Origin of the sequence: Duganella sp. 1411 (genome assembly GCF_017833525.1) — a bacterium.
In the GTDB taxonomy this organism is placed as follows: Bacteria; Pseudomonadota; Gammaproteobacteria; order Burkholderiales; family Burkholderiaceae_D; genus Rugamonas.
In genome coordinates this window covers 985,307-1,011,563 of sequence record NZ_JAFICD010000001.1, presented here as the reverse complement: position 1 = coordinate 1,011,563, position 26,257 = coordinate 985,307, and the positions used below count along the sequence as shown (strand labels likewise).

The 26,257-nt window shown below is 68.6% G+C and carries 23 protein-coding genes and 1 riboswitch; of the genes, 12 read left to right on the top strand and 11 right to left on the bottom strand.

What is annotated here, in order from left to right:
- Together icmH and tssM are read left to right on the top strand one after the other, a co-directional pair.
- The gene (gene icmH / locus JOD97_RS03935; RefSeq protein WP_373999779.1) at positions 1-1,332 is read left to right on the top strand and encodes a type IVB secretion system protein IcmH/DotU; all 1,332 of its coding nucleotides are present in this window, start codon (positions 1-3) and stop codon (positions 1,330-1,332) included.
- Between the two features lie 46 nt (positions 1,333-1,378).
- Positions 1,379-4,939 carry a type VI secretion system membrane subunit TssM gene (gene tssM, locus JOD97_RS03930; protein ID WP_209713482.1) on the top strand — a complete coding sequence of 1,187 codons (3,561 nt, stop codon included), beginning with the start codon at positions 1,379-1,381 and terminating at the stop codon, positions 4,937-4,939.
- Between the two features lie 103 nt (positions 4,940-5,042).
- On the opposite strand, the gene JOD97_RS03925 is transcribed toward tssM, so the two are convergent.
- Both JOD97_RS03925 and JOD97_RS03920 read right to left on the bottom strand, forming a co-directional pair.
- Complete coding sequence (locus tag JOD97_RS03925) at positions 5,043-6,224, bottom strand: GAF domain-containing protein (protein ID WP_209713480.1); 1,182 nt, start codon at positions 6,222-6,224, stop codon at positions 5,043-5,045.
- Positions 6,221-7,273 (bottom strand): serine/threonine-protein kinase, encoded by a 1,053-nt coding sequence (locus JOD97_RS03920; protein WP_209713478.1) that lies wholly within the window; start codon positions 7,271-7,273, stop codon positions 6,221-6,223. Before JOD97_RS03920 ends, JOD97_RS03925 begins: the two co-directional genes overlap by 4 nt.
- Before the next feature lie 88 nt (positions 7,274-7,361).
- On the opposite strand from JOD97_RS03920, the gene tagF reads away from it, so the two are divergent.
- Positions 7,362-8,102 (top strand): type VI secretion system-associated protein TagF, encoded by a 741-nt coding sequence (gene tagF / locus JOD97_RS03915; protein ID WP_209713476.1) that lies wholly within the window; start codon positions 7,362-7,364, stop codon positions 8,100-8,102.
- Between the two features lie 29 nt (positions 8,103-8,131).
- Here the strand turns inward: tagF and JOD97_RS03910 are convergent, their stop codons facing one another.
- From JOD97_RS03910 to JOD97_RS03900, 3 genes are read right to left on the bottom strand one after another with little or no spacing between them, the layout of a single operon-like run.
- Positions 8,132-8,953, bottom strand: coding sequence for a PP2C family serine/threonine-protein phosphatase (locus JOD97_RS03910; RefSeq protein WP_209713474.1), 822 nt, complete (start codon positions 8,951-8,953; stop codon positions 8,132-8,134).
- The gene (locus JOD97_RS03905; RefSeq protein ID WP_209713472.1) at positions 8,950-10,428 is read right to left on the bottom strand and encodes a serine/threonine-protein kinase; all 1,479 of its coding nucleotides are present in this window, start codon (positions 10,426-10,428) and stop codon (positions 8,950-8,952) included. The genes JOD97_RS03910 and JOD97_RS03905 overlap by 4 nt, the downstream gene beginning before the upstream one ends.
- Before the next feature lie 15 nt (positions 10,429-10,443).
- Positions 10,444-11,322: a DUF3365 domain-containing protein gene (locus tag JOD97_RS03900; protein WP_209713470.1), complete on the bottom strand. Its 879-nt coding sequence runs from the start codon at positions 11,320-11,322 to the stop codon at positions 10,444-10,446.
- Between the two features lie 241 nt (positions 11,323-11,563).
- Between JOD97_RS03900 and JOD97_RS03895 the strand changes: the two genes are divergently transcribed.
- From JOD97_RS03895 to JOD97_RS03875, 5 genes are all read left to right on the top strand, one after another.
- Positions 11,564-13,456: an ATP-binding protein gene (locus JOD97_RS03895; protein ID WP_209713467.1), complete on the top strand. Its 1,893-nt coding sequence runs from the start codon at positions 11,564-11,566 to the stop codon at positions 13,454-13,456.
- A gap of 11 nt (positions 13,457-13,467) precedes the next feature.
- Positions 13,468-14,175, top strand: a complete 708-nt coding sequence (locus JOD97_RS03890) for a response regulator transcription factor (RefSeq protein ID WP_209713465.1) — start codon at positions 13,468-13,470, stop codon at positions 14,173-14,175.
- Positions 14,176-14,268: 93 nt separating this feature from the next.
- Complete coding sequence (gene moaA, locus JOD97_RS03885) at positions 14,269-15,243, top strand: GTP 3',8-cyclase MoaA (protein ID WP_209713462.1); 975 nt, start codon at positions 14,269-14,271, stop codon at positions 15,241-15,243.
- A gap of 82 nt (positions 15,244-15,325) precedes the next feature.
- Positions 15,326-17,290, top strand: a complete 1,965-nt coding sequence (locus tag JOD97_RS03880; RefSeq protein WP_229264174.1) for a type IV pili methyl-accepting chemotaxis transducer N-terminal domain-containing protein — start codon at positions 15,326-15,328, stop codon at positions 17,288-17,290.
- Between the two features lie 35 nt (positions 17,291-17,325).
- The gene (locus JOD97_RS03875; RefSeq protein ID WP_209713460.1) at positions 17,326-17,997 is read left to right on the top strand and encodes a response regulator; all 672 of its coding nucleotides are present in this window, start codon (positions 17,326-17,328) and stop codon (positions 17,995-17,997) included.
- Positions 17,998-18,019: 22 nt separating this feature from the next.
- On the opposite strand, the gene JOD97_RS03870 is transcribed toward JOD97_RS03875, so the two are convergent.
- On the bottom strand, positions 18,020-18,295 hold the full coding sequence (locus JOD97_RS03870) for a heavy-metal-associated domain-containing protein (protein ID WP_209713457.1): 276 nt from the start codon (positions 18,293-18,295) through the stop codon (positions 18,020-18,022).
- A gap of 196 nt (positions 18,296-18,491) precedes the next feature.
- Between JOD97_RS03870 and JOD97_RS03865 the strand changes: the two genes are divergently transcribed.
- Positions 18,492-19,700 (top strand): NnrS family protein, encoded by a 1,209-nt coding sequence (locus JOD97_RS03865; protein ID WP_209713455.1) that lies wholly within the window; start codon positions 18,492-18,494, stop codon positions 19,698-19,700.
- A gap of 87 nt (positions 19,701-19,787) precedes the next feature.
- A complete protein-coding gene (locus JOD97_RS03860; RefSeq protein WP_209713452.1) occupies positions 19,788-21,146 on the top strand; it encodes a 3-oxoacyl-ACP reductase in 1,359 nt (452 codons plus the stop codon).
- 9 nt (positions 21,147-21,155) lie between these two features.
- On the opposite strand, the gene JOD97_RS03855 is transcribed toward JOD97_RS03860, so the two are convergent.
- The 3 genes from JOD97_RS03855 to JOD97_RS03845 are packed head-to-tail and all read right to left on the bottom strand — an operon-like array spanning position 21,156 to position 22,790.
- Positions 21,156-21,683: an ankyrin repeat domain-containing protein gene (locus tag JOD97_RS03855; protein WP_209713450.1), complete on the bottom strand. Its 528-nt coding sequence runs from the start codon at positions 21,681-21,683 to the stop codon at positions 21,156-21,158.
- Positions 21,684-21,691: 8 nt separating this feature from the next.
- Positions 21,692-22,429 (bottom strand): phosphoribosyltransferase, encoded by a 738-nt coding sequence (locus tag JOD97_RS03850; RefSeq protein ID WP_229264173.1) that lies wholly within the window; start codon positions 22,427-22,429, stop codon positions 21,692-21,694.
- A 22-nt stretch (positions 22,430-22,451) separates the two neighbouring features.
- A complete protein-coding gene (locus JOD97_RS03845; protein WP_209713448.1) occupies positions 22,452-22,790 on the bottom strand; it encodes a DUF5335 domain-containing protein in 339 nt (112 codons plus the stop codon).
- Positions 22,791-23,030: 240 nt separating this feature from the next.
- Here JOD97_RS03845 and JOD97_RS03840 point away from each other — a divergent pair, with 240 nt between their 5' ends.
- Together JOD97_RS03840 and JOD97_RS03835 are read left to right on the top strand one after the other, a co-directional pair.
- Complete coding sequence (locus JOD97_RS03840; protein WP_209713445.1) at positions 23,031-23,789, top strand: lipid-binding SYLF domain-containing protein; 759 nt, start codon at positions 23,031-23,033, stop codon at positions 23,787-23,789.
- 17 nt (positions 23,790-23,806) lie between these two features.
- On the top strand, positions 23,807-24,244 hold the full coding sequence (locus JOD97_RS03835) for a universal stress protein (protein WP_209713442.1): 438 nt from the start codon (positions 23,807-23,809) through the stop codon (positions 24,242-24,244).
- A 217-nt stretch (positions 24,245-24,461) separates the two neighbouring features.
- Here the strand turns inward: JOD97_RS03835 and JOD97_RS03830 are convergent, their stop codons facing one another.
- Positions 24,462-25,301, bottom strand: coding sequence for a universal stress protein (locus tag JOD97_RS03830; RefSeq protein ID WP_209713440.1), 840 nt, complete (start codon positions 25,299-25,301; stop codon positions 24,462-24,464).
- Between the two features lie 27 nt (positions 25,302-25,328).
- The gene (locus tag JOD97_RS03825; protein ID WP_209713438.1) at positions 25,329-25,856 is read right to left on the bottom strand and encodes a flavodoxin; all 528 of its coding nucleotides are present in this window, start codon (positions 25,854-25,856) and stop codon (positions 25,329-25,331) included.
- A 191-nt stretch (positions 25,857-26,047) separates the two neighbouring features.
- Positions 26,048-26,147: riboswitch (glycine riboswitch) on the top strand.
- The last annotated feature ends 110 nt before the right edge of the window (positions 26,148-26,257 follow it).

Sequence of the window (26,257 nt, the reverse complement as noted above, 5' to 3'; positions counted from 1 at the left end):
GTGAGCACTCAAGATCCCCGCGATCCCGAGCCGGACCCGGATGCCACGATGATGGTGCCGCGTCCGGGCGGGCGCCGGCCGGCGGTGCCGGTGGCGGTGTCGCCGGCCGCCACACCGTCCGCCGCAGATGCGTTGCCGCCGCCGGTGCCCGCCCCACCGGTGACGACGCTGCCCGGCGGCGGCCTCAATCCACTGGTGCGGGCGGCCAATCCCTTGCTCGATCTGGTGGTGCCGTTGCGCACAACCGCGCAGCCACACGATTTGCAGCAGCTGCGCGAGCGTCTGGCGCAGGCGCTTAAAACCTTTGAAACCGGGGCGCGTGCCGGTGGTGTCGACAGCGAGGCGATCGCCGCCGCCCGCTATGCCCTGTGCACGCTGCTCGATGAAACCATCGCCAGCACCGCCTGGGGTAGCGGCGTCTGGAATACCCGCAGCCTGCTGGTGGCCTTTCATAACGAAGCGTTCGGGGGTGAGAAGGTGTTTCTGATCCTGCAGCGGTTAAGCCAGAATCCGGCGGTCAACCTCGATCTGCTGGAATTGATGTATCTGTGCCTTGCGTTGGGACTGGAAGGCCGCTACCGCATGCTGGACCAGGGACAGGCGCAATTGGCGACCTTGCGCGAACGCCTGTTGCAGCTGATCCGCCAGCATCGCGGCAGCTACGAGGCCGACCTGTCGCCGTCGTGGCGCGGCGAGGCCGTGCGCTCGCCATCGACGCTGCGGCGCGTGCCGTTGTGGGTGCTGGTCGCCGCTGCCGCCGTGGTGCTGCTGGTGGTGCAGCTGGTTTGCGGCGTTATGCTGAACCGTGCGTCCGACCCCGTATTTGCCAAGCTGTCGACGATCCGCGTCTTGCGCACCACGCCGGCGCCGCCGAACGTACCGCTGCCGGCCGCGCCGGCCCGCATCGCCGGCTTCCTCGCGCCGGAAATCGCGCAGGGGCTGGTAAGCGTGCGCGAGACGGCCGAGCGTTGCGTCATCACTGTGCGCGGCGACGGCATGTTCGGCTCCGGCAGCGCCGAGGTGCGCGACAACGTGGCGCCGCTGCTGGCGCGCATCGGCGACGCGCTCGCCACGCTGCCGGGCAACGTGGTCGTCATCGGCCACACCGACGACACCAAGCCTGGCCTGTCGGCGCGCCTGCCGTCGAACTACGACCTGTCCAAGGCGCGCGCCGCCGGCGTGATGGCGGCGCTGGCGCAGCGCGCCGGGCCGGTCTCGCGCTACCGCGCCGAGGGCCGTGGCGATACCGAGCCGCTGGTGGCCAACGACAGCCCCCTCAACCGCGCACGCAACCGCCGGGTCGACATCGTCGTGCTGACATCGGCGCCGTGATGGTCAACGCACTTATCCTCTTTTGGGGCCGCCAGGGCGGACGACTATGAAAAAACTATTCTCCTGGCTGATGAAACCCTGGGTGCTATCCCTGCTCGGCGTGCTGCTATTGTCGCTGTTGGTGTGGTTCGAGGGGCCGCTGTTCGCGTTCGACGGCAACGCGCCGCTGGCGCCCAGCGGCGCGCGCTGGTTCCTGATCCTGTTGCTGTTGTCGATTTGGGCCGCTTACTTCTTGTGGAAGACGATCGCCGCCAGGCTGGCCAACCGGCGTCTGATGGCCAGCCTGGCACCGCCCGAGGAGAGCAAGGCCGACACCTCCGCCCAGCCACCGGAGGCGTTGCGCGAGCAGGCCTTGCTGGCCGCGCGCATGCGCCAGGCGATCGACGCGCTGCGCAAGGCGGCGCCGGGCAAGAGCAAATGGGGCGGCCAGTACCTGTACCAGCTCCCGTGGTATATGTTCGTCGGCGCGCCGGGCAGCGGCAAGACCACCACGCTGCTGCACTCGGGCCTGACGTTTCCGCTGGCCGAGACGCTGGGGCCGGGCGCCATCGGTGGCGTTGGCGGCACGCGCCACTGCGATTGGTGGTTCACCGACGAGGCGGTGCTGCTCGATACGGCGGGCCGCTATACCACGCAGGATAGCGACGGCGAGTTGGACCGGGCTGGCTGGAGCGGCTTTCTCGACCTCTTGAAAAAGCATCGGCCGCGCCGGCCCGTCAACGGCGTCATCGTCGCGATCAGCGTGGCCGATCTTTTGCAGCAGGGGCCCGCGGGCAGGCAGGCGCAGGCCCTGGCGATCCGCGCCCGCATCAAGGAACTGCACGAGCGTCTGGGCAGCAGCTTCCCGATTTATGTCACGGTCACCAAATGCGATCTGCTGGCCGGTTTCGTCGAGTTCTTCGATGGCCTTGGCCGCGAGGAGCGGGCGCAGGTCTGGGGCATGACGTTTCCGGCAAACTCCGATGACCAGGCCGCACGGGCCCTGGCCAGCTTCCCGCAGCGCTTCCTGGCGCTGGAGCGGCAGTTGCAGGCGCGCGTGCTGGAACGGGTGCAGCACGAGCGCGACCTGCAACGGCGGGCGCTGGTCTACCGCTTCCCGCAGCAGTTCGCCGCCATCGGCGAGGTGCTGGGCGGCTTCCTTAACGAGGTGTTTCAGGCCACCCGCTTCGAACGGGCTGCCCTGCTACGCGGCGTGTACTTCACCAGCGGCACGCAGGAGGGCAGTCCGATCGACCGCGTGATGGTGTCGCTGGCGTCGGCGTTCGGGCTCGATCGCAAGGTGCTGGCGCCCAACGCGGCCAGCGGCCGCAGTTATTTCATCACCAATCTACTGCGGGAGTTGATGTTCAAGGAGGCCGGGCTGGCCGGCGCGGACCGCAACTTCGAGCGGAACCGAAGGCGCCTGCGCTGGTTGGCCGGCGGCCTGGCCGGCCTGTTGCTGGTGCTGATGGCGGCCGGCCTGGCCACCAGCTACGTGCGCAACCAGCGTTACGTGAATGAGATGGCGGCCCGCGCCGCCGCGCTGGAAAGGGCGGCGCTGGCGGCGCCGGCACAGGGTGGCGTGGTGGCGCTGCTGCCGCTGCTGAACGCGGCGCGCGATCTGCCGGGCGGCTACGCCCAGCGCGGCGACGGCGTGCCGTTGCTGAACCGCTTTGGCCTCAACCAGGCGGACAAGCTTGGCGCGGGCGCGCGCACCGTCTACCGGCGCCTGCTGCGCGCCACGCTGCTGCCGCGCGTGACCATCCGCCTCGAGGAAGTGCTGCGGCGCGGCGATGCCAATAACCAGGAACTGCTGTACGAGACCTTGCGCGTCTACTTGATGCTGGGCCAGCCGAGTCATTTGGACGCCGAATCGGTGCAGGCGTGGCTCGGTATCGACTGGGGACGCAATCTGCCCGAGGCCAGTGGCGAGCGGCGCGACCAACTGGCCTCCCATGTCGCCGCGCTGCTCGATGCCGACGGCGCCGACTCCTCCGAGCCGCCCGTGCTCGACGCGGGGCTGATCGCGCAAACGCGCCTGACGCTGGCGATGATGCCGTTGCCGCAGCGCGTCTACAATCGTCTCAAGCGGCAGGTGGCGCAGGCCAGGCTGCCCGAGTTTAGCGTCAACCGCGCGGCCGGTCGCGACGTCTCGCTGCTGCTGGCGCGCGGCAGCGGCGAGCCGCTCACGCGCGGCATCGCCGGCGTGTACAGCGTGGCGGGCTATCGCGAGCTGCTCAAGCAACTGCCCCAGGCCATGCTCGACATCGCCAAGGACAGCTGGGTATTGGACCGGCGCGAGGCCGAGGGCGCGCTGGCGGCGGCCGGCGGCGAGCAAATGCGCGCCGCCGTGCTGCAGCTGTATTACGCCGACTATATCCGTCAGTGGGACGGCTTGCTGGCCGACGTGCGCATCGTGCCGTTTTCCAGTTTGGAGCAGGGCGCGCGGGTGACCAACGCGCTGGCGGCGGCCGATTCACCGCTGCGCGCACTGCTGCAGGCGGCCGCCCGCGAGACCAAGCTCGATAGCGCCGGCGCCAAGCCGGCGACGGCCGCGCTTGACGAGGCGGTGCGCGGCAAGCTGGCCGCCGCGCGCCGCAAACTGGAATCGGCGCTCGGCGGCGAGGAGGCGCCGCCGCCCGACGCCAAGGAGGCCAACCCGGTCGACCAGCATTTCGAGGCGCTGCACAAGCTGGTCGGCGCGCCGGGGGCGCCCGGTGCGGCGCCGCTCGATGCGATGCTGGCCATGCTGAAGGACGCGTCGCAGTACTTCGACGCGGCCGACGGCGCCCGCCGCGCCGGCACGCCGCCGCCGCCCGCCGATGTGATGCAGCGTCTCAAGCGCGAGGCCGACGGCAAGCCGGCGCCGCTGGGCGGCATGCTGAAAAATATCGACAGCGCCGGCGCGGGGCTTACCGTGGGCGGCGAGCGGGCGCGTTTGCAATCGCTGTGGAACGCGGACGGCGGACCGTTCTGCCAGGCCGCCATCGCCGGCCGTTACCCGCTGGCGCGCAGCGCGGCCAAGGAGGTCACGCCGGACGACTTCGGCCGCTTTTTCGGCCCGGGTGGGGTGATGGATGATTTCTTTGCCAAGAATCTGGCGGCGCAGGTGGATATGGGCGGCGCGCAGTGGAAGTGGCGCGACAGCGGGGTGGCGCCCGGCGTGCCACAGGAGGTGTTGGGTCAGTTCCAGCGGGCGGCGCGGCTGCGGGATATGTTTTTCGTGGGCGGTGGGCGGCAGCCGTCGTTGCGGTTCGAGTTGGCGGCGCTATCCGCCGATGCGGCGTTTAGCAAGATTAGCTTCGATATCGATGGTCAGGCGGTGGTTTATATCGCCGGCGCGGCGGCGCGGCCGGTGCCGATTTCGCTGCCTAGCGGGAAGGCCGGGGGACAGATGCATCTGGAGGCGGTGCCGCCGTTGAAGGCCGATCTGCGCAGCGATGGGCCTTGGGCGTGGTTTCGGATGCTGGATATGGGGTCGTTGGAGTCCAGCGCGCAGGGGGAGCGGTTTAAGCTGACCTTCGATCTGGATGGGCGCAAGGTGGTTTATCAGCTTACCGCTAGTAGTGTCGTGAATCCGTTTCGCCGGGAGGCGTTGGAGCAGTTTCGGTGTCCGGTGGGGTGGTAGGCCGGTGCCTTTGCCATCGGCGGCGCATGCATGGCGGATTACGCTTCGCTAATCCGCCCTACGTGGATCCTTGGTGGCTCGATGGGCGGTGGTCCGATCATCGTTACGTTGGTGGCGTGGCTTTGAATATGCCCGTTACTTTGAAGCTTACTTCGCCTTCGAGGTCGCCGGGCGCCGTTTCGATTTGTAGTTGGCGGATGCCGTGGCGGTGGGCTTGCCGCGCCAGGTTGCCGACGACTTCCGCCAGTTCCGCAGGCACGGACGGCGCGGGTGACGGGGCCGCCGCCGGTGCCGGCTCGTCGCCGAAAAACTGGGCGACCATCGAGCTGAATTCGCGGCGCGTGGTGACGCACCATACCGGCCGCACACCGGGGAAGGCGCGTGCCACGGCGCCGTCGGCCCGCGCGCGGTCGGGGTCGACCGCCAGCACGAACAGGCCGTTGTCGCCGTCGACGATGGGCATCCATTCCTGTCGCAGCACGTCGGCGCGCTGGAACTGCTCCAGCAGCCGCACCGGGCGCCGGTGCGCGCGGTCGAAGGTGAAGTAGGGCATCGAGTAGAAGTCGGCCAGCGCCCGCCCCACCAGCACCGTCTTGATGCCGAAGTCGTCGATCAACACGTCCTCGATGTCCCGCCCGGCCACCGTCAGCCGCATGGCCTGGTCGAGCTGGGCCCGCGACAGCAGCGTTTCGGGGATCAATGCGGCGAAGCGCCCGCGCTCGCGCCGCGCGGCCTTGCCGCCGCCGGCGAAGGCCGTCGCCAGCAGCCGCGCCAGTTCGCGCACGCCGTCCTCGATCAGCGGCGGGAACGGGCCGCCGTGGCGGTTGTTGATCAGCTGGACCACGCCCAGCACGGCGCCGCCGGCGTCGACGATGGGCGCGACCAGCATTTCGCGCGTGCGGTAGCCGGTGCGCCGGTCGACCCGCATTTGAAAACGCAGCGCCGGCGCGTGCCGCCGCAGCTCCTCCTCGTCGTAGACATCGCGCAGGTTCAGCGTGCGTCCCGACAGCGCCGCGTAGCCGGCGATGCTGTCGGCCGAGATGGGCAACTTGAGCTGCTTGAACGACGCCAGCCCGGTCTTGACCTTCGACACCAGGCTGGCGTTGTCCTCGCCCAGCGCATAGATGCTGAGGCGGTCCGCGCCAAACAGCTCGCAGATGCCGGCCGACAGGTTGAGCATGATGTCGTCGATGTCGTCGGTCGCGCCGATGGTGGCGCCGACATGGCGCAGTTGCGGCATGAACGCGGCGCGCCGCGCTTCGTCGTCGGTTGGGGCGGCGCTCATGACGGCCGTCCCGGGCGTGGCGCCACGATGGTGGCGTCGGCGTCGGTGGCGTCGGCCGCAAGCAGTGTGGCTTCGAGGTCGCCCTGCGGCGGCCTCGTGATCGTTTCGTCTTCCGCTGCCGCCGGCGCCGCGGCGCCGGTTCCCTCCGGCGCGGCCAGGAACGGATTGGCGCCGTGCAGGCGCGGTGGCATGGTGGCGTTGGGGGCGATGTGCTCGCCGTTCAACGCGCGCAGCAGGTCGTCGCGGAAGGCGCGGGCGTCGGGGTAGCGCTCCATCGGCCGTTTGGCCAGCGCGCGCAGCACGACGCGGTCGAAGGCCGGATCGAGCGACGGGCTGAGCATGCTTGGGAGCACCGGCTGCTCGTACAGGATGTTTTGCTGCAGCGCGAACAGGCCCTGGCCGTGAAACGGTTTTTGCGCCGTCAGGAATTGGTACAGGATGATGCCGACGGCGAAAATGTCGGAGCTTGGCCCGGCGCGCTGGCCGGCGATCTGCTCGGGCGACATGTAGCTCGGGGTGCCAACCAGCGTGCCGGTTTCGTCGACCGCCGCGCTCTCCAGGCAGGCCACGCCGAAGTCGGTCAGTTTTACGCGCAGCTGGGCGCTGAGCATGATGTTGGCCGGTTTGATGTCGCGATGGATTACGCCGTTCTGGTGCGCGTAGGCCACCGCGTCGAGCAGCTCGCACGTCATGCGCACCGCGTCGGCCAGCGTGAAGTCGAGCGAGAATGACTGGTTCTCGTCGAAATAGTCGCCCAGCTCCTCGCCGGCGATCAGTTCCATGACCAGGTAGGCGATGTCGTCCTGTTCGCCGAAATCGTACACGGTGACGATGTTCGGATGGTTCAAGCGGGCCACCGCGCGCGCCTCCTGCACGAAGCGCACCGAGTAGTCGGCGCGTTGGTCGGCGTCGAGGTGGGTCGTCTCGACGACCTTGACGGCGACGCGCCGGTTCAGTTTTGGATCGAGACCCAGATATACCTCGCCCATCGCGCCGCGTCCGAGCACGCGTTGCAGTTGATAGCGGCCGAGTTGTTTTAATTCGCTCATGGAGGTTGCCTTATCGGGTATAGTGGTCGGCGCCAAACCAAGCGGTTCGCCACATGGGCCGCGGCGTGTTAACCATCGACGAGGCATCATGGATTTGGAAAATAATGGAGTGCCAACGGCGACGATGGAGGAGCCGCGCACCGGCTTTTTCGGCAAGGTCACCAGCCATGGCGATTTCGTTACGCGCCGGCTGGCGCCGGAGTTCCAGCGGCAATGGGACGCCTGGCTGCAGGACGGTTTGCAGCGCAGCAGGGCGGCGCTGGGCGCGCGTTGGCTGGACACCTATCTGAGTAGTCCGATCTGGCGCTTCGCGCTGGCGCCGGGCGTGTGCGGACCGCAGGCGCGGGCCGGCCTGCTGATGCCCAGCGTGGACCGCGTGGGCCGCCATTTTCCGTTGACGCTGGCGCGTGCGCTCGATGGCGCGGCGCCGCTGCTCGATTGCGTGACGGCGCATCACGACTGGTATGCGCAGCTGGAACTGCTGGCGCTGTCGTCGCTGGAGGAGGGCTTTTCGCTCGAGGCGTTCGATGCCGCCGTCGAGGCGCTGGCGCCCCCTGTCGCGGCGTCGCCGGCGCCGCTCCGGCAGTCCCCGGTCATCGCGCTGGCAGGGATACATCCGCCGGCACCGCCATTGGCATCGGCGGCGGAGGGCGCCGGCCTGGTGCCGGCCATCGCCGCCGCCGCGCTGCAGGGGCAATGCCTGTGGTGGACCGACGGCTCGCCCAAGGTGGCGCCGTGCCTGGTCCTGAGCCGCGGCTTGCCGTCGGCGGACGCGTTCAGCGCGCTGCTCGATGGCGACTGGCGCGGCCACGCCTGGCCCGGCGCCTGACGCGTAGATCATCTGGCGCGCGCTGCCGCTCATGATGCGCAACACGTCAGCAGCACGGTGACGTTGTCACGTCCACCGTAGCGCGTGGCCAGCGCGATCAGGCGCGCGCAGTCGGCATCGAGCGTGGCGGCGCTTGCGCCGGCCAACACCTGCTCGATTTCGCCGTGCGGCACGGCGCCGTGCAAACCATCGCTGCACAGCATCAGCAAGTCGCCCGGCAGCACCACTTGCGAGCGCACTTCCGGCGTCACCCGGGGCGACGGACCGACCGCCTGCAGCAGCAAATTCCTGGCCGGCAGGTTGTCGAACATGCCCGATTCGAGCGCTTGCTGATACAAGGTCTGGTCGCGCGTGAGCTGTGCCAGCCGGCCGCCGCGCTGCAGGTACAGGCGGCTGTCGCCGACGTTGAACAGCACCACGGCGGTGGCGCCGGGCGGATGCCAGTAGCCGCACAACGTGGTGCCCATGCCGCCGCCATCGATGCAGTTGTGCGCCAGGTTGCGCATGTACAGCGCCTGGTTGGCGGCGTCGATGGCGTCGTGCAGCAGGGCCACGGCGTGCATCGACAGGTCGGACCAGGTGGCGTCGGCGTCGGCGCTTTCGAATGCCGTCCCCCGGCCGCCGTGGCGCCGCAGGTAGTCGCGCAGCGTCGTCAGGGCGCCGGCGCTGGCCACTTCGCCGGCCTGGTGGCCGCCCATGCCGTCGGCCACCATCGCCAGTCCCAGTTCGGCGTCGATCAGGAAGTTGTCCTCGTTGCTGCCGCGTACCGGGCCGGTGTCGGTGGCGCCCAGCGCCATGCCGATCGCAAGCCGCTGCGGCCGGCTGTCGGACAGCGGCGTGGCGGCGCTCATCCCGCCACACCGTTTTCGGCCAGGAAGCGGGCGCGCTCGGACGGCATCTCGATATGCGCGGCCACCAGGCGCAGGAAATCGTCGCGGTCGTTGGTCTGGCGCGCCGCCCGTTTGACCACCACCCTGGCGATCGGGCCGATGAGCATCGTCAGCGTTTGCGCCGTGGCCTCGACCAAGGCGTCGTCGAAAGCGACTGGCGCGCGGATCGCCGGGCGGCCCGCCGCGCCGGCCGCGACGCCGGTGGCGCCGCCCAGGCCCGTCCCCATGCCGGTCGCCCTGCGGCCGCCCATGGCGGCGCGCGAGGCGGTGCCGGTGCCGGTGCCGCTGGCGGCGAGTTTGCGCTTGACCAGCGCCACGCCCTGTTGGAATTCGACCTTGCCCAGTTCGGAGGGGATGTGCGCCAGCAGCGCCTCGCACAGTTCGTCGATGCCGTCCGCTTTGGCCGCCACCTTCTTGAGCAGGAACCTGGCCATCGGGCCGATCTGGCGCGACAGGATGGTTTCCAGTTCGGGGAAGGCTTCCAGCTTCCATGGCGTCATCGTGTGCACGCCGGAGCCGGTGCCGGTTTCGATGTCGGGCTGGCCGCGCGGCGGCTGCGCGCGCAGGGCGGCGGCCAGCACCGTACGGTCGGTGTCGGCCAGCGCGTCGGCATCGGCGCCGCCGCTCTGGCCGACCCGGACGAGGGCGTCGAGGAAGGCGCGCGCCGACGCGAAGCGGTCGGCCGGTGCCTTGGCCATGGCCAGTTCCACCAGGCGGTCGTAGCCCGTGCCCAGCGACGGCAGCAGCTGCGACGGCGGCGGCGGGACCTGATTGAGGATTTGCTGCATGACGATGGTCGGCGAGCCGGTGAACGGCCGCACCCCGGTCAGCAACTGGTACAGCAGCACGCCGGCCGAGAACACGTCGGAGCGGCCGTCGACGGTCTCGCCGCGGAACTGCTCGGGCGACATGTAGCTGGGCGTGCCGATCATCGACCCGGTCTGCGTGAGCGTCGACGATTCGATGCGGGCCACGCCAAAGTCGCCGACCTTGAGCTGGGCGGCGGCGGTGACCAGCAGGTTGGCCGGTTTGATGTCGCGGTGGACCACGCCGCGCGCGTGGGCATAGTCGAGCGCCAGCAGCAGGTCGCCCATCCAGGCGGCCACGCGCGCCGGCGCGGTCGGCTGGCCGGCCACCATCAGCGCGTTGAGCGGCGTGCCGTCGACGAATTCCATGGCGATGTAGGCCGAGTCGGCGTCCTCGCCGTATTCGTACACGCTGACGATGTTGGGGTGCTGCAGCCGGCCGGCGGCCTGCGCCTCGTTCTTGAAGCGGCTGATCAACTCGGCCTGGCGGGCGTCGCTGAACAACTCCTTGCGGACGGTCTTGAGCGCGACCACCCGTTCGATGTGCGGATCGAAGGCCTTGTAGACGACACCCATGGCGCCTTTGCCGAGGATGGCGTCGATCCGGTATTTCCCCAGTTGCGCGGGCATGTCGGGCCGCTTCCCTTACTCTTCGAGCATCTTCATCGCGCTCGCCAGGCTGGTGCGCATGCGGCCGAAGGAGCGCGCCAGCACCGACAATTCGTCGCCGCCCCGGACGTCGAGCTCCTCGGCGCTGAACTCGCCCATGCTGACCTGGTCGGCCAGGCGCGACATCTGCGTGATGCGGCGCGTGACGAACAGGTGGACCATCAGGTTGAGGGCGATGAACAGGAACACGAAGATGCCCAGCATCGACACCATATAGCTGCGCAGCATGACGCCGGCGCGCCGCAGCGGCACCTCCATCGGCACCGACACCACCTGCGCGCCGATGATTTCCATGTGCTTCCAGCCGAAGCCGTTGTTGCGGCCGTAGATGTCGAGCATGGTCTTGGGCGCGTTGTCGGGCACGCTGTGGCAGCGCAGGCAGGCCGCGTTGGTGATCTGTAGCGGGCGGGCGACATACAGCGCCGGGCCGATCGCGGTGCCGCGCTCGCCGACCATCTCCTTCAGATCCGGTTTGGCGCGCAGCGTGTTGACGATGTCGGCCTCCCAGTCGGCGGCGCGGTCGCGCAGGTTGGTCGGGTTCAGCGTCGCCTCCTTGTAGCTGAAATCCGGATACGACTTGAGCAGGTGGTTCAGGTGCTCGGTGGCGGCGTAGGAGGGGATCGATTGCGGCAGGAACTCGTATTTGAGTTGCATGTCGAGCAGCGGGGCGACCTGGCCGGAGGTGTAGCTGCGCGCGGCGATGGCCGCCTGCATCAGCACGCGCGCGCTCTGCAAGGTTTCCTCGCGCGCGTTTTGCTGCAGCAGATAGTCGGTGACGGCGCTGGCGGCGGCGAATCCGAGCGCGAAAACCGACAGAAACACGATGTTGAATTTCGCCGCGAGCGACAGTTTCATGATGGGGGCCTCGTTGATACCGTCCACTCTACCTCCGAAGCGGCATGGGCGTTGTCCCCAAAATTGGGGACATCCGGGACGTCCAAAATCACTAACATTGCTGTTACCATTAAGACTAATATTGATATTTTCTTAATAGTCACTGATGGCGCCTAGCCGCCCGGTCCCGGGGGCCCGATTGTATCCATGCACAGCATTACCGCGCCCGTCTCGCCGACTCCGTGCGCCGCCGCCGCGGCGGTTGGCGGCGTGCATCGTCAGCGCGCTGTTGCAGGTGGCGGGCGTCCGGGCCGAGGCGCTGCACCTGACGGCGGCCGACACGCAGGACGTCGCCGCCGGCCGCTACACGGCGGCGGCGGCCAGCGTCGACAGCGCCACGCTGCCGCGCGCGTGGCGCGCCGTGCGCCTGCCCCACGCCCACGCGTCGGACGTGCTGGGCCAGGCGCGCGCGGCGCCGGCCGGCGGCGCCCAGATCGTCACCACCTGGTACCGCCTGACGCTGCCGGCGTGGCGCCCGGGCGCGGCGCAAATGCTGTACGCGGCGCGGGTCAAGGCCTACGGACCGATCGCGGTCTACGTCGACGGCCGGTTGCGCCACCAACGCCAGCTCGAGGGCGCCACCTGGTACTGGTCGCCGCTGTGGCTGGAGCTGGACGGCGGCGGGGGCGGCGCGCCGCCGCGCGAGATCCTGTTCCGCATCGAGCACCCGCGCAGCAGCCGCACGGCGCTCGCCTCGGTCTGGCTGGGCACGACCGACGAAATCGGCTGGCGCTACCAGGGGCGCCAGTGGCTGCAAGTCTATCTGCCGCTCATGTGCGTCGGCGCCTTTGTCGCCGTCGGCGTGTTTTCGGCCTTTGTCTGGATCTGGCGCGGCGTCGGCCTCGGCTACGGCCTGTTCACGCTGCTGGCGGCGGCCCAGTTCGTGCGCTCGCTGAACTTTTTCTGCGAGGCGCGGCTCGACAACGATTGGCTCGCGTGGATGATGCTCAACTCGCTGTTCTGGATGCTGACGCTGGCGCACGCGTTCCTGGAGATGGTCCACGGCCAGCGCCAGCGCTGGCTCAGCCGCGGCCTGCTGGCGGTCAACCTGCTGGTCGCCGGGTTCTCGGCGCCGGTGCTGGCGGCGTGGCCGAACACGCCGCTGGTCACGCCGTTGCTCTATCTGCTGGCCATCTCGGCCGGCGTCGCCATCACCGCCGCCGGCGTGCGGGCCTCGTGGCGGCGCTCGCCCGATGCGATGCTCATGTCGGTCGGGGTCGGCTTCGGCGTGCTGTACGGCATCAATGACTGGGCGCTGCAAAGCAATTTCCTCGGTCCGGAGCACTGGTATCTGGGGCCCTACATCAACCTGCAAAATTTCGCCATGTTGTGCTATCTGATGTATCGGCGCTACATCGCGGCGCTGGCGCTCGCCGAGCAGAGCAACCTGCGCCTGGTCTCGCGCCTGCGCGAGCGCGAGGCCGAGCTGGCGTTCAGCTACCAGCGCCTCATCGAGATCGAGCACAAGCAGACGCTCGCCGGCGAACGCTTGCGGCTGATGCAGGACATGCACGACGGCCTGGGCTCGTCGTTGCAAAGCGCGCTGTGGGCGGTCGAGCGCGGCCAGCTCGACGACAACGCCGTGCCCGATATTTTGCGCGCCTGCATCGACGACCTGCACCTGACGATCGATTCGCTCGAGCCGGTCGAGGCCGACCTGCTGCTGTTGCTGGCGACGCTGCGCTACCGCCTGGGCGAACGCCTGCGCCTGGCCGGCATGCGCCTGCACTGGGCCGTGGCGGACGTCCCCCCGCTCGAGTGGATAGACCCGCGCACCGCGCTGCACATCCTGCGCATCCTGCAGGAGGCGCTGAGCAACATCGTCAAGCACACCAACGCCACCGAGATCCGCGTGGCCACCTCGTTCGATGGCGACGGCGTGACCGTGTCGATCGCCGACAACGGCCCCGGTTTCGACCTGGCGGCGGCGCGCCAGCTCGGCGGCAAGGGCTTGCTCAACCAGCAGCGCCGCGCCGCCGCCATCGGCGGCGCGATCGCGTGGGAGCCGGCCGGCGGCGGCGGCACGCTTGTGCTGCTGTGGCTGCCGTTGTCGCAGCCGGCCGCGGCGCTGGCGCCGGTCGCCACTTTTCACTGAGAAAGCCCACGATGACGGCAACCATCAATCCAGCTCTCCATCAACCCATCCGTGTCGGCATCGTCGAGGACGACATGGATTTCCTGCACGCGCTCGAGGGCACGGTGGCCGCCGCCGACGACATGGTGCTGGCGGCGGCGGCCAGCACCCGCCACGCGGGCCTGCAAATGCTCGCCGGCCGCGCCTGCGACGTGCTGGTGGTGGACCTGGGCCTGCCCGACGGCTCGGGCATCGACGTGATCGGCGCGGCGGCCTGCCAATGGCCCGATTGCGCGGTCATGGTCAGCACCATCTTCGGCGACGAGCTGCATGTGATGCGCGCGATCGAGGCCGGCGCGGCCGGCTATCTGCTCAAGCACACCAAACCGGGCGGCCTGGCCGAGGAGATCCGCAGCATCTTCCAGGGCGGCAGTCCGATCAGCCCGATCATCGCGCGCCAGATGCTGACCCGCTTCCGCCACCTGCCGCCGGTGCGGCAGGCGCTGGCCCAAAGCGCGACGGCGGCCGAGGCCCAGCCGCTGCACACCCAGTTGTCGCCGCGCGAGCAGCAGGTGCTGGAATTGATCACCAAGGGTTTCACCACCGAGGAGATCGCCGGCTTGATGCGGGTGTCGAGCCACACGGTGCTGACCTTCATCCGCCGCACCTATCGCAAGCTCAAGGTCAATTCGCGCGCCGAGGCGATCTACGAGGCCAAAATGCTGGGCTTGCTGGACTAGTCACAAAGAACTAGGCGCGCTACGCCGTCGTGCGCAGTGCCAGGCGCCCCGGCGGCCGCTACAATGTCCCCACACCATAACAGGAGAGCGACGATGTTAAGCGACCGGTTCGGTCGATCGATCGACTATCTGCGGGTATCGGTCACCGACCGCTGCGACTTGCGCTGCACCTACTGCATGCCCAAGGACTTCAAAGGCTACGAAGACCCGCCCGACTGGCTCAGCTTTGACGAGATCGAACGGGTGGTGGCCGCCTTCGCCCGCCTGGGCACCTCGCGCGTGCGCCTGACCGGCGGCGAGCCGCTGACCCGGCGCCAAATCCCCCAGCTGGCCGCGCGCCTGTCGGCCTTGCCCGGCGTGCGCGACCTGTCGCTGTCGACCAACGGCACCCGCCTGGCGCGCCACGCCGCCGCCCTCAAGGCCGCCGGCGTCACCCGCGTCAACGTCAGCCTCGACACGCTCGACCGCGACTGCATGGCCGGCATCACCGGCCGCGACTGCCTGCCGGCCGTGCTGGAGGGCTTGCAGGCGGCCAAGGCGGCCGGCCTGGCGCCCGTCAAGATCAACATGGTGGCCATGCGCGGCGTCAACGACGCCGAGATCGACGCCATGGCCGCCTTCTGCATCGAGCAACGCTTCATGCTGCGCCTGATCGAAGTGATGCCGATGGGCGAGACCGGCCAGAACGCCGCCTACCTGAACCTGGCGCCGGTGCAGGCGCGGCTGGCCGAGAAGTTCGGCCTGCGGCCGCAGGCGCTGGAGCTGGGCGGCGGCCCGGCCCGCTACTGGAGCACCGCCGACGGCAGCGCCAGCATCGGCTACATCACGCCGCTGTCGCAACATTTCTGCGCCACCTGCAACCGGGTGCGGCTGGCGGTCGACGGCACCTTGTACCTGTGCCTGGGGCAAGAGCAGCAATTCCCGCTGCGCCCGCTGCTGCGCGGCGGCGCCACCGACGCCGAACTGGAGCAGGCGATCCGCGCGGCGATCGAACTCAAGCCCCGCGAGCATGACTTCGGCCGCCAGCCGGAAAAGATCGTGCGCTTCATGTCGCAAACCGGCGGTTGATGGCCGCGCCGCAAGTTATACTTTCCCCTTGTTACTGATTAACGGAGCCGCCGATGTCCCATCCCGCCCAACCTGGCCGCCCTTGCCGGCGTCGCGCGCCGTGCTGAAGCCGGCGCTGTTCGCCGGCTGGCAAAAACTGTCGACCCGCATCGTCGGGCTGCTGCTGGGCTTCCTGGCGGTGGCGCTGCTGGTGATCGGCTCGACATTGTTGCTTTCATGGCAATTGGAAGGCAGCGCCGCCGCCATCAACGTGGCCGGCAGCCTGCGCATGGACAGCTATCGGCTGGCGATGCTGGCCGGCCGGCTCGACACCCCGGCCGGGCGCGCCGATCCCGCCGCCGCCGGCGAGCTGGGGGCGCAGCTCAAGCGCATCGACGCCACGCTCGAGCTGTTGCAGCGCGGCGACCCGCAGCGGCCGCTGTTCCTGCCGCCGACCAGCGTCATCCGTGGCGTGTTCGGCGAGGTGCGGCAGCAGTGGCGCGGCGAACTGGCGCCGCGCGCCGGCGCCTTGCTGGCGCGCGACCCGCCGCCGGCGGCCGAGGTGCGCGCCGTCCAGCAGCTCGGCGAGCGCTTCGTGCTGCGCGTCGACCAGCTGGTCCAGCACATCGAACACGACAGCGAAGGCCGCACCTTCTGGCTGCGCGCCTCGCAGCTGTTGCTGCTGGCGCTGGCGCTGTTCGGCACGGTGAGCATCATCTATCTGCTGTTCAACATGATCGTGTCGCCGGTGACGCGGCTGCAGGCCGGCATCGAGCGCATGCGCGAACAGGATTTGAGCGTGCGGCTGCCGGTCGACAGCAGCGACGAATTCGGCGCGCTGGCGCGCGGTTTCAACCAGATGGCCGACAAGCTGCAGGATTCCTACGCCAACCTCGAGCAGCGGGTCCACACCAAAACGGCCGAGCTGGAGCAGCAGAACCGCGAGCTGGCGCTGTTGTACGACAGCGCCGCCTTCCTGCAGCAGCCGCAATCGGCGGAGGCGATGTGCGACGGCTTCCTGAACCGCATCAGCGATTATTTCAGCGCCGACGGCGGCTCGGTGCGCATCCTCGATCCCAACCGCGGCAACCTGCACATGCTAGTGCACCACGGCATCTCCGAAAAACTGGTCGAGACCGAGCGCTGCCTCAAGGTCGGCGAGTGCCTGTGCGGCGAGGCGGTGGTCAGCAAGCTGGCGGTGATCCACGACCTGCGCCGCATGGACCGCGGCCACACGCTGCAATGCCACCGCGAGGGCTTCGCCACCATTTCGATCTTCCATATCTTCGCGCAGCGCCAGCACCTGGGCTTTTTCAACCTGCATTTCCGCACCACCACCGAGTTCAGCGCGGCGCAGACGGCGCTGCTCGAGACCTTGGGCCAGTTGCTGGGCACGGCCATCGAAAACCAGCGCCTGCAGGGGCGCGACCGCGAACTGGCCATTTCCGAGGAGCGCAACCTGGTGGCGCAGGGCCTGCACGACAGCATCGCCCAGGGCTTGAACTTCCTGAACCTGCAGGTGCAGATGCTGGAGCAGTCGCTCAAGAGCGGCCGCGTGGACGAGGTCGAGAGCATCGTGCCGGCCTTGCGCGCCGGCGTCGAGGAGAGCTACCAGGACGTGCGCGAGCTGCTGCACAACTTCCGCACCCGCCTGCAGGAGGGCAACCTGGTGTCGTCGCTGGAGACGGTGGTCGACAAGTTCCGCCGCCAGAGCGGCATCGCGGTCGATATCGAGGCCGACAGCGACGGCGCGCCGTTCCCGCGCGAGCACCAGCTGCAATTGCTGTTCATCGTGCAGGAAGCGCTGTCGAACGTGCGCAAGCACGCGTCGGCGCGCCAGGTGTGGCTGCGGCTGACCGACGGCGAGGATTTCGACCTGAGCATCCGCGACGACGGCCACGGCTTCGATCCGCTGCGGCTCGACACCAAGGACGGGGCCCATGTCGGCCTGACCATCATGCGCGAGCGCGCGCAGCGCATCGGCGCGCGGCTGGACGTGACGTCGGCGCCCGGCGCCGGCACCGACGTGCGCGTGCACCTGGGGCGCGCCCAGCGGCGCGCGGCATAACGCGGCATAAACCACATTTTATAGAGACATCGCCCATGCAAACCAATCCGGACCCCAACGCCATCAGCGTGCTGCTGGTCGACGACCATACCTTGTTCCGCAGCGGCATCCGCTCGCTGCTGCAGCGCCACCCCGAGTTTTGCGTGGTGGGCGAGGCCGCCGACGGCTTCGAAGGCATCAAGCTGGCGCTGCAGCTGCGCCCGCGGGTGGTGCTGCTGGACCTGAACATGCCGGGCATGTCCGGCGTGGAGACGCTGCAGCTGCTGCGGCATGATTGCCCCGACAGCGCGGTCGTCATGCTGACCGTGTCCGAGGACGCCGAGGACCTGGGCGTGGCGCTCAAGGCCGGCGCCAGCGGCTATCTGCTCAAGAACATCGACACCGAATATCTGACCCGGGCGATCCGCCGCGCCGCCGCCGGCGAGACCGTGGTGGCCGAGGCGATGACGGCCAAGCTGGTGGCGCAGTTGCAGAGCGGGGCGGCGGCGCCGGTCGCGTCCGAGCTCGACAAGCTGACCCCGCGCGAGCGCGAAATCCTCGATTGCCTGGCGCGCGGCGAGAGCAACAAGAGCATCGCCCGCAACCTGGAACTGGCCGAAAGCACGGTCAAGATCCATGTCCAGAACGTGTTGAAAAAACTCAAGCTCAGCAGCCGGGTGCAGGCCGCGGTGTACGCGGTCGAGCACCGGATGCAGGGCGGCGCGTGAGGCGCCGCCGGCCGCACATGGCCTAGCCACCGCAGCAACCGCCGCAGCAGCCGCCGGCGGTCTGGGGCTGCGCGGCTTCTTCCGGCGCGTCGCTGTAGGAGGGGAAGCCGGCCAGCGCCAGGCGCCGCGTCAGCAGGTGCGGCGAGGTCAGCGATTGGTCGATGCGCATGATCGCCATGCCGTCGCGCAGCGACACGCTCACTTCGCTCACGCCGTGCATGTCGTTGAGAATCTGGGCGACCTTGTCGGCGCAGGCTTCGCCATCCATGGCGTCTATTTTCAGTACTGTGGTTTGCATCGCATTTCCTCTTTTGGTCATTAATTGAAACAACACCGACAGGCTAAGCGAAAGCGGCGCGGCGGTCGATGGCTACGGGCCCAACGGCGGCGCCATTTTTGATTTTCTTGATCCAGGTTAAGCCGATCGGGCGGCGGTCTTCACAGGTGCTGACACGGCGCAGACAATGTATTGGAACCCTTAAGGAACGACGATCATGACCTTGCTCCACATCGAAGAACCCGCCGGCCGCGCGGGTGCCTGGCACACCGGCCACCCCTTGTGGCGGCTGGGCTTCCGTCCCTTCTACCTGTGCGCCGCGCTGTTCGCCGCGCTCGCCGTTCCGTTGTGGATGGCACAGTATTACGGTTGGATACGGGGTGGCTTGGCCGGCCTGCTGCACGTCGGCTTCGCCTGGCACATGCATGAGATGGTGTTCGGCATGGCGGCGGCCGTGGTGGTCGGTTTCCTCTACACGGCCGGCTACAACTGGACCGGCCTGTGGACGCCGGTGCGCGGCAAGCTGGCGGCGCTCGTGATGCTGTGGCTGCTCGGACGCGTGGCGATGCTGTTGGCGCCGCCCGTGGCCGCCGCCGTCATCGACTGGCTGTTCCTGCCGCTGGCCGCGTGGCCGTTGTGGCGCGTGATGCAACAGTCGGGCAACAAGCGCAACTACTTCCTGGTTGGCCTGCTGGGCTTGATGGCGGCGGCCAACGGCGTGTTCCACGCCATTACGCTGGGCTGGCTGGCGCTGGCGCCGACGGCACCGATCCAGGCGGCGATCCTGGTCATCGTCATCATGGAATCGGCCATCGGCACCCGCATCATCCCCATGTTCACGCGTAACGGCGCGCCGGGCACCACGCCGCTGGTGCAGCCCAAGCTGGACCGGGTGTCGCTCGGTTTGCTGGCGGCGTCGTCGCTGGCCTGGGTGGCGTCGGCGCCGGCGTGGCTGTTCGCGCCGCTGGCGCTGGCGGCCGCCGCGCTGGTGTTGTTGCGGTTGTGGCGCTGGCAGGCGCTGCGGACCTTGTCGCTGCCGCTGCTGTGGGTCATGCATCTGTCGTACGCGTGGATCGCGGCCGGCTTCGTGCTGCTCGCGCTGGCGGCCTGGCAACTGGTAAGCGCCAGCGCCGGCTTCCACGCGTTGGCGGTCGGCTCGATGGCCGGCCTGATCATGGGCATGATGACCCGCACGACGCTGGGGCACACCGGGCGTGCGCTCAAGGCCGGCCGGGCCGAGCGCGTCATGTTCGTGTTGATCCAGGTGAGCGCCTTGTGCCGGGTGCTGTCGGCGCTGGGCTGGGATAGCGGCGCGGGCGTGGTGCTGCTGGTGAGCGCGGCCTGTTGGGCGGTCGCGTTCGGGCTGTACGCGGCCGTCTACCGCCCGTATCTGTCCAGCGCGCGGACGGACGGCAAGCCGGGTTAAGCGGCCGGCGCTGTCCACCGAGCGCCGCCGGCGGACTTGTTCGAATGCGGGGCATAATGACGTGTTATCGGTCTCGAAGAGAAACACATGTCTGATTTGTTAATGCGCTTGAACCGCAACCCGCTCAGCGGCGCCATTGTCAAGGCCATCGGCCTGCCCAATCCGGTACCGTTGTGGCGCGAGGCGGGCCCGTATGTGGAACGGCCGTTTGAAGGCAAGAACGTCCTGTTGCGCCGCACCGTCGGCGGCTATGCGGCCGATGCCATGGCGGCGGCTTTGACGCGAGCCGGCGCGGCGCCGAAGGAAGCGCCGCGCGGCGACGCGGTGGGGCCGCTCGATATCGTGGCGATGGACGCCACCGGTTGCGTGGCGCCGCAGGACTACCGCGCGTTGTACGACGGTCTGCATCCGGTCGTGCGGCAGTTGGCCCGGAATGGCCGGGTTCTGATCCTGGCGGCCGATCCGGGCGCGGCTTTGACGCCTGCCGCCGCAGCGGTGGCCCGTGGCGTGGAAGGCTTCGTGCGTTCACTGGCGAAGGAAACCGGCGCCAGGGGCGTCACCGTCAATCTCGGCTACGTCGCCCGCGACGCGCTGGACCGGCTCGACGGCCCGCTGCGGTTTTTCTGCGGCGCGCGCACCACCTACGTCACCGGGCAGGCGTTTCATGTGGCGGCCGATGTCGCCGCGCCGACGGCCATGCCGTTCACGCGGGCGTTGTCCGGCAAGGTCGCGCTGGTGACCGGCGCCGCCCGGGGTATCGGCCTGGCCGTGGTGGAGCGGCTGGCGCAGGAGGGCGCCACGGTCGTCGCGCTTGATGTGCCGGGCGCGGCCGACGAGTTGCGCAAGGTCTGCGAACCCTATGCCGCCGTTCCCTTCCTCGCCGATATCGCGGCGCCGGACAGCGCCGAACGTCTCGCGGACTTTTTACTCGAACGCTTCGGCGGTGTCGACATCGTCGTCCACAACGCTGGCATCACGCGCGATCGCACGCTGGCCAATATGCCGGAGCACTTGTGGGATCTGGTGGTGCAGGTCAACCTGGCCGCCGTGATCGCGATCGATCAACAGTTCCTGCAACGCCACGTGCTGCGCGACGAAGGCCGCATCGTTTGCCTGTCGTCGGTCAGCGGCGTGGCCGGTAATTTTGGGCAGACCAACTACGCCGCGTCCAAGGCCGCGTTGATCGGCTATGTGGCGGCCCAGGCACCGCTGCTGGCGCCGCGCGGCATCTGCATCAACGCCGTCGCGCCGGGTTTTATCGACACGCCGATGACCGATGCCATGCCGTGGATGATACGCGAGATCGGGCGGCGTCTGAACTCCGTCAAACAAAGCGGGCAGCCGCGCGACGTCGCCGAATTGATCGCCTTCCTGGGCACCCCTGGCGCGTTCGGCATCAGCGGCGCGACCATCCGCGTCTGCGGGCAGGGGCTGATCGGGGCGTGAGGCGGGGCGTCAGGGGTTCCTGGCCGTCAGCAGCGCGGCGGTGTCCTTGGCGCCCATCGTTTGCGCCAGCGAGATCGCCGTCATGCCCCGGCTGTCGACCGCGTCGACGATGGCGCCGCGCTCGATCAGCAGATTCAGGATGTCCGTGCGGTTGAACATGGCCGCCATCATCAACGGCGTTTTGCCGTCCGGGCTGGCGCCCTCGATATTGGCGCCGTGCGCCAGCAGCAGCTCGGCGATCTCCAGGTAACCCTTGTACGCGACGCCGGCCAGCGGCGTCTGTCCCTGGTCGTTGGGCACGTTCGGGTCGGCGCCGGCTTCGAGCAGCACGCGCGCCGTGTCCAGGTGGCCGTGGTAACTGGCCAGCATGATCAGGCTGTCGCCCTTTTCGTTGCGGAAGTTCACCGGCAAGCCCCTGGCCACCAGCGCCGCCAGGCGTTCGGCCTCGCCGGCGCGCACGATCGTGAACACGCCGCGTATAAAGTCCAGGGTCTCGGCGTCCATCGCCGGAGCCGCCGCTTTTTCATTCTCTGACATGTCTAGCCTTATCGAGTTGTGCTGGGATGCGCACAATTATGCCAAATTTCAACTTTATGCGATGTGCGTTGTCGCACCGGCGGCCGATCATCGCGCCTGCGGCGCCCGGCTGCGGGCGGCGGCGTCCAGCAGCGCGACGACCTCGGCGTCGCTGGTTTGCTCGAAATCGTCGTACCAGCACCCCACTGAATAGACGACTCGGGCGTGAGCAGGCAGACGATTTCGTCGGCTTCCGAGCGCAACGCCTCGCATGCCTCCGGCGCGGCGACCGGCAGGGCGACGATGACGCGCCGCGGATGTTCGCGGCGTACGGCGTGGAGCGCCGCCCGCATGGTGCAACCGGTGGCCATGCCGTCGTCGACCAGGATGACGATGCGGTCGCGCAGTTCGCGCCGGGGCCGGCCCGCGCGGTAGCGTTTTTCGCGGCGCCGGAGCTCGCCCAGCGCGCGCCGCGCCACCGCGTCGACGGTGTGCTTGGGGATGCGCAGCGTTCGCGGCACTTCCGCTTGCAGCTCCGGCTGTCCGCCGCTGGCGAGCGCGCCCATCGCGTACTCCTCGTGGCCGGGGACGCCGAGTTTGCGGACCGGCAGGATGTCGAGCGGCACCTCCAGCGCCTCGGCGACGGCAAAGCCGACCGGCACGCCGCCACGGGGCAACGCCAGCACGACGGCGTCGTCGCGGCGGGCGTGGGCGCCGAGCTGTTGTGCCAGCAATTCCCCGGCGTGTGTTCGGTGCTCGAAGACCATGTGGTGCGGCCGGCCGCGCCGGTTAGGCCGCCGGCAGCAGGAGCGGTGTCTTGAATTTGATGATCTGGCTGGCGCCGTCGCCGTCGATGACTTCCATGCTGAGCAGCTCGCTCCCCACGGCGTCGATGAACACGTCGCGCGGCTGGCGGATCATGTGGTCGAGGCCCTCCGCCATGATGGCGATGAGATCGTCCTTTTTGTCATAGGTGACGCCGAACAGCGGCAACCATTCGGCGGCGAGCTGGCTGCCAAGTTGCAGCGAGTCGACCTCGATCTCGACGCGCTTCCCAAGCAACAGTTTTGATACGTGGTCAAAGTATGGTTGCCATACACTTCTATCGAGCCTGGTGGTCGTCGTCATGGCCTGCCTCCGATGGATTCCGATCGCATGACGATTTGACCGGGTTTCGCGCCGATGATTCCCTTATTTGGCGGCTTTCTATAGCAGGCTCGAGCTGGCAGCGGATGCCGTGGATCAAATCGATGGCGGTTTATTCGCACACTTTGTCTGAGATCAAAGGCGTTCACCGCGCGCCCGGACTAGCATGATTTGGTACGCACCCGCGTACGACAACGAGTTACGCGCATAAAGGGGAAACATATGTTTATCCAACGGAAAACGCAGGCGACGGCGCTTGCATGGCTGATCGCGACGTCGGTGTGCGGGGCCGCGTTCGGCCAGAGCGAAGGTGGCAAGAGCGGTCAATCCGGTCAACGTGAGCAATCGGGTCAAAGCGACGACCTCGGTGTCAAGCCCGCGCAGCGGGCGGCGCAACGCGTCAGCGACGCGCTGGCCGTGGTGCGCCAGCTCGAGGCCGAACCGCGCATGAAGCAATTGCTGCGGCAGGCTAAAGGCGTGCTGATCGTGCCCTCGTACGGGCGGGCGGCGCTAGGCGTCGGCGCCCATGGCGGTGCCGGCTTGCTGCTGTTGAAGCAGGCGGACGGTGGCTGGAGCGGACCGGCGTTCTATGACATCGGCGGCTTGACGGTCGGGTTGCAGGCCGGGGCGGAAGGCGGCCCGGTGGCACTGGTTCTCAATAATGACAAGGCGGTCAACGAGCTGATGAAGAAAAACAATGTCGCGCTGAGCGCCGACGCGGGGCTCACCGTGCTCAATTGGAGCAAGCTGGCGCAGGGGACGGCCGGCACCGGCGATGTCGTCGCCTGGAGCGGCACCAAGGGCTTGTTCGGCGACGTCGTGGCGGTCGGGGTCAACGATATCCGTTTCAATCAAAGCCTGACCAACGCGTATTACGGCCGGACCTTGTCTCCCCGGGAGATCGCCGCCGGCACCGTCAGCAATCCGCAGTCGGCGCCGTTGCAGCAGGCGCTGGGCCAGGCGTCGACGACGGCCCGCTGACTTCCCCGGGAGCCGTCATGTTTAAGCACATCTTGTTTCCGACGGATGGCGAGGCGCCGTCCGTCGCCGCGCTGGCGCCGTGCCTGGCGCTGGCCAAGTTCCACGGCGCCAGGGTCACGGCGCTGCACGTGACCGCGCCGTTCCGCGTACTCAGCACGCGCCCGGAGGTGCTGGCGGGCACGCCCGACGATTACGCCGCCAGCGCTGCCGAGCGGGCGCGCGCGCGGCTGGAGCCGGTCGCGGCGGCGGCCGCCGCCCAGGGCGTGCCGTGCGAGACCTTGACGGTCGAGCATGAGCAGCCTTACGAGGCGATCATCGACACGGCGCGCCAACGGCAATGCGACCTGGTGGCGATGGCTTCGCACGGCCGGCGGGGGCTGCAGGCTTTGCTGTTGGGCAGCGAGACGCAGAAGGTATTGACCCATTGCCATTTGCCGGTGCTGGTGTTCCGTTGAGGTGGCAGGCGTGGGTCTTCGGTCCGCGTGCGGCGGGAATCATATGCACGATTTCCGTAGGGCGCGTAGGGCGGATTAGGCGGAACGCCGTAATCGGCCATCGATGAGCCGCCTCTGCGCATGCATGGCCGATTACGCTCCGCTAATCCGCCCTACGTGGTTCCGGTGATTCCGGTGATTCCGGTGATTCCGATCTCTCGCATGGCACGCGGCCAGGTCAGGCTGTCATCAGCACCGGTAAGGTCATGCTGCGCAGCACGCTGCGCGTGGCGCCGCCCAGCAGCATTTCGCGCAGGCGCGTGTGGCCGTAGCATCCCATGACCAGCAGGTCGGCGCCGAGGTTGGCCGCCAGCGTCAACAACGCCTCGCCGACGTCGCCGTCGGTGTCGCGCGCCACCACGTCGAGCTTGACGCCGTGGCGCGCCAAACACGTGGCCATGTCCGCGCCAGCAAGTTGTCCGTGAGCATCGTAAACCTGGACCGGATTGAATATGGCCAGCGTCGACAATGTCGCGCGTCGCAACAACGGTAGCGCTGCCAGCAGCGCGCGGCTGGCCGCCATGCCGCCGTCCCACGCCAGCAGCGGTCGTTCGCCGATCCGCTCGATGTCGCCGGCGTGCGGCACCACCAGCACCGGGCGCGGGCAATGCAGGATCACTTGTTGGGGCAGCGTTTCGCCGGGGAGCGGCGCCGCTTCACCGGGATCGGTTTGACCGAGAACGACCAGGTCGCTGTAGCGCGATTGCCGTATCAGGCTGTCGGGCAGGGCGTCGTTGGTCAGGCGCTCCTCGGACGACAGCACGCCGAGCCCGCTGGCCGTGGCGGTGAACGCCGCCAGCGCCTGGCGCGCGCTGGCGGTGAGTGAGTCCAGCTCCTCCTGGCGGAGGACGACGCCCGGCGCCACCGCGTTGCATTGATACATCAGCGGGTTGATGCCGGTACTGGCCAGCCCGACCAGATGCGCCTGTTCGGCCAGTGCGACGCGGGCGGCGCAGGCGACGATGTACGGCGCGCGCCGCGCCGCCTCGGCGTTGACCAGGATGGTTTTATAGGCCATGACGGCTCCTGGACGGCGGCGGGCCGCTCACACCGGGTGGCCCGCCGGATCCGGCGCCGCGTCGGCGTGCGCCTCGTGCTGGACGATCGCCAGTTCGCCGGCGAAGTCGGCCAGCGCCTGTGCGCAGCGGTCCTCCAGCACGTCGCGTTGCCGCAGACACATGCTGGCGACCGGCAGTTGGTTGCACAGTTCCGCCATCGACGTCAGCACGTCCTGGCCGTTGCGGCCGCCCATGGTGCAGAACACGGCGACGCGGCGGAAATGTTCGCGCTGCTGCAAGATGTAGCTGCGCATCGGCGCGCTCATGCGCCCGGCCCAGACGGGCGTGCCCAGCACGACGAACGGGTAGTGGGCCGGATGGTGCAGCGGAGGCACTATTTCCGCCGGGGACTTGCGCAAGGCTTGCCAGGCCGAGCGCAGGAAGCCGCCGGCGCCGCCGCGCGGCTGCACGTCCTGGATCTGTTCCAGATCGGCGCCGCAGGCCCGCGCCAAAGTGGTGGCCGCCTTGGCCGTTACCCCGGTGCGGGAGTAGTACACGATAAGGCAGGGGCTCATGGCAACTCCTTGTTCAGCGCGATGGCGGGCCGCCCGCGCGTCTATTATTGGACCGGGACCGGCGGCCTTGGTTCCCAGTGACCGTAAAAGATAAATAACATAGGCGGATGGCGTCCGGCCGATTTTTCGGGTAAGCTTGCGCCGTTCTCCATGCCTGCGATGTGCGGCCTGGAGCGCAGTGGCCAAAAGCCATCGCCGTATCGGGAGAGACTGTCGCGGGATTTTCCGCCGAACAGCGCCGAAGGAGCAACCGCCCCGGAAACTCTCAGGCAAAAGGACCGATACAGCATTTCAAACTCTGAAGAGCGGCAGGGCTCGGACGTCGTCCGCCGCACCGAAGGAGCAAGCGCTGCCGCCATCGCGGCCCGGCGTGAATCTCTCAGGTCCAGAACAGAGGGGGT

Coding starts and splice junctions, on each gene's coding strand:
- tssM (WP_209713482.1), top strand. CDS start 1,379: ATGAAAAAACTATTCTCCTGGCTGATGAAACCCTGGGTGCTATCCCTG.
- JOD97_RS03850 (WP_229264173.1), bottom strand. CDS start 22,429: ATGGTCTTCGAGCACCGAACACACGCCGGGGAATTGCTGGCACAACAG.
- JOD97_RS03840 (WP_209713445.1), top strand. CDS start 23,031: ATGTTTATCCAACGGAAAACGCAGGCGACGGCGCTTGCATGGCTGATC.
- tagF (WP_209713476.1), top strand. CDS start 7,362: ATGGATTTGGAAAATAATGGAGTGCCAACGGCGACGATGGAGGAGCCG.
- JOD97_RS03910 (WP_209713474.1), bottom strand. CDS start 8,953: ATGAGCGCCGCCACGCCGCTGTCCGACAGCCGGCCGCAGCGGCTTGCG.
- JOD97_RS03900 (WP_209713470.1), bottom strand. CDS start 11,322: ATGAAACTGTCGCTCGCGGCGAAATTCAACATCGTGTTTCTGTCGGTT.
- JOD97_RS03890 (WP_209713465.1), top strand. CDS start 13,468: ATGACGGCAACCATCAATCCAGCTCTCCATCAACCCATCCGTGTCGGC.
- JOD97_RS03865 (WP_209713455.1), top strand. CDS start 18,492: ATGACCTTGCTCCACATCGAAGAACCCGCCGGCCGCGCGGGTGCCTGG.
- JOD97_RS03845 (WP_209713448.1), bottom strand. CDS start 22,790: ATGACGACGACCACCAGGCTCGATAGAAGTGTATGGCAACCATACTTT.
- JOD97_RS03920 (WP_209713478.1), bottom strand. CDS start 7,273: ATGAGCGAATTAAAACAACTCGGCCGCTATCAACTGCAACGCGTGCTC.
- JOD97_RS03905 (WP_209713472.1), bottom strand. CDS start 10,428: ATGCCCGCGCAACTGGGGAAATACCGGATCGACGCCATCCTCGGCAAA.
- JOD97_RS03855 (WP_209713450.1), bottom strand. CDS start 21,683: ATGTCAGAGAATGAAAAAGCGGCGGCTCCGGCGATGGACGCCGAGACC.
- JOD97_RS03875 (WP_209713460.1), top strand. CDS start 17,326: ATGCAAACCAATCCGGACCCCAACGCCATCAGCGTGCTGCTGGTCGAC.
- JOD97_RS03830 (WP_209713440.1), bottom strand. CDS start 25,301: ATGGCCTATAAAACCATCCTGGTCAACGCCGAGGCGGCGCGGCGCGCG.
- JOD97_RS03860 (WP_209713452.1), top strand. CDS start 19,788: ATGTCTGATTTGTTAATGCGCTTGAACCGCAACCCGCTCAGCGGCGCC.
- JOD97_RS03825 (WP_209713438.1), bottom strand. CDS start 25,856: ATGAGCCCCTGCCTTATCGTGTACTACTCCCGCACCGGGGTAACGGCC.
- moaA (WP_209713462.1), top strand. CDS start 14,269: ATGTTAAGCGACCGGTTCGGTCGATCGATCGACTATCTGCGGGTATCG.
- JOD97_RS03925 (WP_209713480.1), bottom strand. CDS start 6,224: ATGAGCGCCGCCCCAACCGACGACGAAGCGCGGCGCGCCGCGTTCATG.
- JOD97_RS03835 (WP_209713442.1), top strand. CDS start 23,807: ATGTTTAAGCACATCTTGTTTCCGACGGATGGCGAGGCGCCGTCCGTC.
- JOD97_RS03870 (WP_209713457.1), bottom strand. CDS start 18,295: ATGCAAACCACAGTACTGAAAATAGACGCCATGGATGGCGAAGCCTGC.